This is a genomic window from Mesorhizobium sp. M1A.F.Ca.IN.020.06.1.1 (assembly GCF_004023265.1).
In the GTDB taxonomy this organism is placed as follows: Bacteria; Pseudomonadota; Alphaproteobacteria; order Rhizobiales; family Rhizobiaceae; genus Mesorhizobium.
This window is the reverse complement of sequence record NZ_RZSR01000347.1, coordinates 1-5,495: the sequence shown is the minus strand read 5'-3', so window position 1 is coordinate 5,495 and position 5,495 is coordinate 1. Positions and strand designations below refer to the sequence as shown.

Below are 5,495 nucleotides of genomic sequence, written 5' to 3'. Positions count from 1 at the left end.
GCGGGAGGCCGGCCTCTCCGCCTTTCCGCGAAAGGAGTGGAGGGTTAGCTCTGACCCCCATTTCGGCCGGATCACGTCGCGGCCGGCTAGGGGCTGGCCCACCGGCTATCGGGATTGGGGCCTTGGCTGCACCATTCTTGTATCGAAGGCGTCGGGCAGGCGAACGTGCGCCAGTGCCCTGACCGATCCCGTTCTCATGGCATCCGGCGGCAACAGGATGACCATCTTGGCCTCGCGATCCGGCCAGAGTGGTCTGCCGCCGGTGAAGAACACAAGCGCCACAACGCAGATCAGAAGAACGGCGGCGAACAGGTTCGCAATGATCTCTCCGAGTTGCATGCAGCACCCCCAAAAGGAGCACCCGCCGCATCGCAGGTAGCGGCGGGTGCAACAGCAACCGACGATGAAGGGACCTATGCTCGCCAGTCATGACTCCAACAAGATAACTGCCTGTATGTTTCGAGAGGGGGACCAATGCCCTGCCAAACCAGACCTCAATCCGACGGCTGTGTTGCGGCGAGGGCGGGCGATAAGGCTTGGACGGGGCTGCCCCGGCCTCGGGAAGGGGCGTTTGCGCCCGCGGCTGAAGCGACATAAGAAAAGCCCGCCATGCCATGCGGCACGGCAGGCCTCCTGTCTGAAATGCTGTCTGGATCAGGCCTCCAGGATCACGACGATCTTGTAGGTGTCCGGATCCACGATCACGATGCGCCCGTCGGCCAGCACGAAATACATATAGGTTTCGTAAGCCGGGACGATCTTGACGATGCGGGCCGGCAGGCGATGCAGCCGGATCTTTTGCCGCGGAACCTCGACCCCGATCGAGATGTCGAAGCTGACATCGCGAACCGGCTGGACGTTGGTCTCGCGGATGATCTGCGTGATCTGCGTCCGCTGCTCGACCGTCACATTGGTGATCGAGGCCGTCTTGTCCTGGTCGGTCTGGACGTTGCCCTGAGCGTTCTGCTCAGTGGTCGTACCGGTCTTGCCCTGAGCGTTCTGCTCGGTCTGCATCTTGGTGGTGCCCTGGGCGTTCTGGTCGGTGGTGGTGCCGGTCTTGCCCTGAGCATTCTGCTCGGTCTGCACCTTTGTGTTGCTGTCAGCATTCTGTTCGGTGCTGGTGCCGGTCTTGTCCTGGGCCTGCTGTTTCTTCTTCAGCGTGGTATTGTCCTGAGCGTTCTGCTCAGTCTTTGTGTCGGCCTTGCCCTGCGCCTGCTGCTTCTTCTTCAGCTGCGTATTGTCCTCGGCGTTCTGCTCGGTGCTGGCGCCAGCCTCGCCCTGGGCATTCTGCTCAGTCTTCATCTTGGTGGTGCCCTGGGCATTCTGCTCGGTCTGAGACTTCATCTTGCCTTGGGCCTGCTCGCCAGCCTTGCCGCCCTTCGGGCAGTCGGCCTGGCCGGCGGCACAACTATCGCCGCCGCTCGGCTGCACGGACTCGGTCTGCGCCATCGCGGCGCCGCAGCCAACGCCGAGCGCGATCATGCTCGTGATCAGAAGATGCTTCATCTGATTTCTCCTCGGAAAGTCGGTCCCTTCGCAAATTAAACACGACTTGGAAGGCATTGTTCCGCGATTGTTTTGCCAAGCGGCGGCGGCGTTCTTACGCCGGCGGATGTGCGGAATTTTGCAGGAACAAGCCGCGGTCCTCGGCGTTAGGACGGTGCCGATCGGCTGTGGAAATCGCAGGCGCAGCAGAGGAGGCGATTGACCACACAAAGGAGACGACCATGAAAATGCACATCACCACCGCCGCCGCGGCCCTCCTGCTTCTCGCCGGCGCTGGCGCCGTCGCTGCGCAGGACACCGTCGTGATCGCGCCCGAGCAGGAAACCGTCATCAAGGAATATGTGCAAAAGCAGCCGCTGGCTTCGGTGAAGGTTCCCGGCATCGAGCTGAACATCGGCAGCACGCTTCCCGAGACGGTCGAACTGCACGAGGTGCCGAACGTCAAATATCGCTATGTCGTGGTCGATAACCGGACGGTGATCGTCGACCCCGGCACGCGCAAGATCATCAAGGTGCTCAATTAACCGATAGCGTAATCGGCCGAACGGATGGCCCGCCGCCGGTCACGGCGGCGGGCGGTTAACGGAAAATTATTAATTTACGATATCCTAACGGAACCTTTGACCCACACCCAAGTTGGGCGCTTTGGGTCAAATCTGTCTCATGGGCAACACAAACCAGTGGCAGAAACAAACCTGTCTCATAGGCAACACAAACCGGTGGCAGAAAGCAGAATCGGGCGGCGGCGAACAGGCATGGGCAGGGGCGAGGAGGACTAGTTAACATGTCGAAACGAGAAATCGGAACATCCCGCTCGCTCGGGATGCGCGTCGCCGAGTTGCGGGCCAGGATGGAAGACGCCCACATCACTGCACATGAAATAAAGACCTTCCAGAAGGTCGCGGCCATAATGGGGGGCGGCGATGGCTCCCTACGCATCGATGCGGACGATCTGATCGCCGCATCTTTCCTCACCGAGTCGTGCGAAGCTTCGCTGAACTGACAGCCGTCATCGATGTCGCCTGGCTGCCGTCCAGCACTGGGCGGCAGTGAGCGGCGCTACCCCGCTTGGCGCGACAAAAGCCTTCGGCCGCGAGGGCTTTTTCGATGATGCCTGGTTCGATAAGCCCGATCCTAAGGCCCGGACTTCAGCAGCCTGTCACGCCAGCGGCCATTGCCGGCGCTGCTGGCTTATGCTCCTGGCCTTGAGACGTCTGATCTTGGCTTCACGTAGCGCGGTGACCGGGTCGACGCCGGTCCACAGAATGCCGGCCTTCTGAGCGAATGCCACGAAGGCCTGCCGCGCTTCCCCAAGTTTCCTCTCGCCTGTCCGCGCTGCCTCGCAGGTCTGCACGGCCGCGGCATAACAGTCGCCGCGCATCGCCGGCGGCCATTCTTTGAGGAAATTCTGCATCGCCGCCAGGGAAGCGATCTCGCGCTTGAAACCGGCCCCGACTGCGATCGCCACCGGCGCGCGGAGCGGCATGTCGCTTGTGATGTGAACTGCAGTCATGGCGGGCCTTTGCTGGTCGAATTTATTCAATTCAAACAATGCGAAGCTGCCCCGGCGGTTCCGCCGGCAACAATCAATTAGGCGCCGCAGACGGAACAAGACCCCAATGCACGCGTTTGCCCCGGGAGCTCCTATGTTCGACCTGCCAGGTTTCCGCGACGGCGGAGGCGGGCGGAGCTCGCCAACACAACAGGAGACTTATGATGAAACGCACCCTTATTCCTGCTGTTGCCGGCCTTGCTCTGATCGCCGGCGTAGGCTTTGCCGCTGCGGACCAGATCATCGTCACGCCGGAGCAGCAGACTGTCGTCAAGGAATATGTCCACAAGCACCCGATCGCCTCGGTCAACATACTGGGGCTGGAACTGGGCGTCGGCTCGACGGTGCCTGACACGGTCGAGCTGCGGGAGGTGCCGGACGTTCAGTACAGATATGCCGTGGTCAACGATCGCACTGTCCTGATCGATCCTGGTACACGCAGGGTCATCCACGTCATCGAGTGATTACGCTTACGAGCCCCGATCCTCCCGCCATGCCGGCGGGGGGATGCCGGCTCCTAGGAAGGAGTCGCAGCCATGCATCACCCCCATGTCGAATCAGTCGACTGTGCAAAGGCGGTCGACCAGCTTCTGGCCGAACGCCGCACTGGCCTCTTATCGATGAAGGAAGCGATTGGCCTGCTGCGCAGGCGCACCGGAACCGAACGCTCTGACGCCGATTTAGCCGCATTGATTACAAAGAAGGCGGCGTATCTGGGCGTTGCGATCGTCTCCGACGTGCACTGAAGAAATCGCTGCCGAAGTTCAGGCACCTACGCGTCGATGCGCAAGACGCCACCGGAAAATTCAGCTAATGTTTCCGTCGGGGAGCGGCCCCACTCAAAGGAGGCGACAGTGACGGACGACAGGCAGGAACGCATTCGCCGGCGGGCGCACGAGATCTGGGAGCAGGCCGGCCGGCCGGAAGGCGCGCATATGGAGCACTGGGACCAGGCGGCCGCCGAGATCGACGCCGAAGTAAAGCCGAAGTCCAAGGCCGCGCCCAAAAAGACGGCCGCCGCCAAGCCGAAGTCGGCCAAGGCCGAAACGCCCGCCAAAGGCCCCGCCAAGGCCAAGGCTCCTGCCAAGCCGAAAGCCAAGACCTGACCCCAGCGGCCGTTCCGCCGCTGCCATCCGCACAATCGAAATGTAGCAAGCCCGCGCCCGAAGATTTAGGGCGCGGAGGTGGAGGCTGAACGGCTATCGCCTCCCTTGCTTTCTGGCGTATTGCGCAACGGCGCAGAGGAAAGCCAGCGCGGCGGTATCGCAGGCCGCCCGCGACGGCGACGGACCCTTGGCAAAAAGCACCGCGTCCGCGATCGGGATCGTCAGCCCATGCTTCCTGGCGAATGAGGTGACTTCGTAAGGCTGATCGTCGGCTGGTGCGCCGATGTCGATTTGCTGGTCTATCAAACGAGTTCCTCCCTGGTACGCGACTATGCCTTCCTTCGCCCGAAAGGAATTAACTACCGGCCGCTCGCCCGCGTCCACCAATTGGCAATTGTGTGAAACGATACATTTGTCGAGGTGCATCCGAAGGTTGCAAAATGGAATTCTCTGCACCCGGCGCGGGCGGAAACCATTCCGTCGCCGCGCTCCTTCGCGCCCCTCTGGTTTCGTCGCGTTTGGTGGTTCTTCCTCCGCGAAGAAGGAAGACATCTCACTCCCAGGCATCGCTCGATTTTGCGAAGCGCACGCCCGCCGCAGTCATCGCGCACTCGCATTCGCTGACCAGCCTGAGGTTCCTCAAATATCGCGCGATCGTTTCGGGCAGCCAGGCCTCGCAGGCCTCGACATAGGCGCGGCCGTGCACCAGCGTGCCGGTCGAAAGCCGGTCGTCCTTCTCCGCGATCACCTTCAGATATTGCCGGATGAAGCGGATGTCGTCGGCGATGTCCTGGCTGGCCATGCGCCACGCGCCGGCCAGGCGTTCGCGCTCGGCGAGCGGCAAAGGCGAGAGCAATGGGCGGGAAAGGTCGGCGAAAGCGGCATGGTTCGCGGTGTTCAAGAATATCCCCTCAACGAACGGCAATATCGTACATTAGGTACGAAAAGTGGTCAAGAACGTTTCGTACAATTTGAACGATACCTCACCTGGACTGTCTCATGAAACCGTCGAGCTCGATGCGCGCTTCGTCGAGCGCCCTGCCGAGGACCAGGTCCACCATCTCGCGCCTGTCCGGCTGAAGCAGTTGCAAGCCTTTGCGCAGCGCCTCACGCCATGCTTCGCCCCGGTTCCACGCTTCCGCGAAGGCATGGGCGAGGTCGTCTCGCCGACGCGTGGTCTCGAGCGCCTCGACCAGCAGGCCCGCTTGATGCAGGTCCTTTTCCCGCTTGGCGGCAGCGCTTCGTTCGCGTCGCGCCGCGACGATCAGCTTGTGGACCGCAAAGCGTTCGGGAGAGGGGACCAGCACCGGCACGCCGGAGCGGTGGAGCAG

At 61.9% G+C, this 5,495-nt stretch carries 11 protein-coding genes; 5 read left to right on the top strand and 6 right to left on the bottom strand.

What is annotated here, in order from left to right; all coding sequences use genetic code 11:
* Nucleotides 1-105 precede the first annotated feature (105 nt).
* Both EOA60_RS16595 and EOA60_RS16590 read right to left on the bottom strand, forming a co-directional pair.
* Nucleotides 106-339, bottom strand: a complete 234-nt coding sequence (locus EOA60_RS16595) for a polymerase (RefSeq protein WP_095824575.1) — start codon at nucleotides 337-339, stop codon at nucleotides 106-108.
* A gap of 315 nt (nucleotides 340-654) precedes the next feature.
* Nucleotides 655-1,506, bottom strand: a complete 852-nt coding sequence (locus tag EOA60_RS16590; protein ID WP_095824574.1) for a DUF1236 domain-containing protein — start codon at nucleotides 1,504-1,506, stop codon at nucleotides 655-657.
* A 221-nt stretch (nucleotides 1,507-1,727) separates the two neighbouring features.
* Here EOA60_RS16590 and EOA60_RS16585 point away from each other — a divergent pair, with 221 nt between their 5' ends.
* Nucleotides 1,728-2,030: a DUF1236 domain-containing protein gene (locus tag EOA60_RS16585; RefSeq protein WP_067001081.1), complete on the top strand. Its 303-nt coding sequence runs from the start codon at nucleotides 1,728-1,730 to the stop codon at nucleotides 2,028-2,030.
* A gap of 260 nt (nucleotides 2,031-2,290) precedes the next feature.
* Nucleotides 2,291-2,509: a hypothetical protein gene (locus EOA60_RS16580; RefSeq protein ID WP_067001044.1), complete on the top strand. Its 219-nt coding sequence runs from the start codon at nucleotides 2,291-2,293 to the stop codon at nucleotides 2,507-2,509.
* Nucleotides 2,510-2,665: 156 nt separating this feature from the next.
* Here EOA60_RS16580 and EOA60_RS16575 read toward each other — a convergent pair whose 3' ends face one another.
* Nucleotides 2,666-3,019 carry a DUF982 domain-containing protein gene (locus EOA60_RS16575; RefSeq protein WP_245322363.1) on the bottom strand — a complete coding sequence of 118 codons (354 nt, stop codon included), beginning with the start codon at nucleotides 3,017-3,019 and terminating at the stop codon, nucleotides 2,666-2,668.
* 203 nt (nucleotides 3,020-3,222) lie between these two features.
* Between EOA60_RS16575 and EOA60_RS16570 the strand changes: the two genes are divergently transcribed.
* The 3 genes from EOA60_RS16570 (at nucleotide 3,223) to EOA60_RS16560 (ending at nucleotide 4,164) form a co-directional block, all read left to right on the top strand.
* Nucleotides 3,223-3,522 (top strand): DUF1236 domain-containing protein, encoded by a 300-nt coding sequence (locus tag EOA60_RS16570; RefSeq protein ID WP_067001089.1) that lies wholly within the window; start codon nucleotides 3,223-3,225, stop codon nucleotides 3,520-3,522.
* A gap of 72 nt (nucleotides 3,523-3,594) precedes the next feature.
* Nucleotides 3,595-3,804 carry a hypothetical protein gene (locus EOA60_RS16565; RefSeq protein WP_067001047.1) on the top strand — a complete coding sequence of 70 codons (210 nt, stop codon included), beginning with the start codon at nucleotides 3,595-3,597 and terminating at the stop codon, nucleotides 3,802-3,804.
* Between the two features lie 108 nt (nucleotides 3,805-3,912).
* Complete coding sequence (locus EOA60_RS16560) at nucleotides 3,913-4,164, top strand: DUF2934 domain-containing protein (RefSeq protein WP_095824572.1); 252 nt, start codon at nucleotides 3,913-3,915, stop codon at nucleotides 4,162-4,164.
* A gap of 93 nt (nucleotides 4,165-4,257) precedes the next feature.
* Here EOA60_RS16560 and EOA60_RS39030 read toward each other — a convergent pair whose 3' ends face one another.
* The 3 genes from EOA60_RS39030 to EOA60_RS16545 all read right to left on the bottom strand — a co-directional run.
* The gene (locus EOA60_RS39030; protein ID WP_082980647.1) at nucleotides 4,258-4,590 is read right to left on the bottom strand and encodes a hypothetical protein; all 333 of its coding nucleotides are present in this window, start codon (nucleotides 4,588-4,590) and stop codon (nucleotides 4,258-4,260) included.
* Between the two features lie 127 nt (nucleotides 4,591-4,717).
* Entirely contained in the window at nucleotides 4,718-5,065 is a 348-nt protein-coding gene (locus EOA60_RS16550) for a hypothetical protein (RefSeq protein WP_095824571.1), read from the bottom strand.
* 82 nt (nucleotides 5,066-5,147) lie between these two features.
* A partial coding sequence (locus EOA60_RS16545) for a GSU2403 family nucleotidyltransferase fold protein (RefSeq protein ID WP_245502570.1) occupies nucleotides 5,148-5,495 on the bottom strand: 348 nt, incomplete at its 5' end.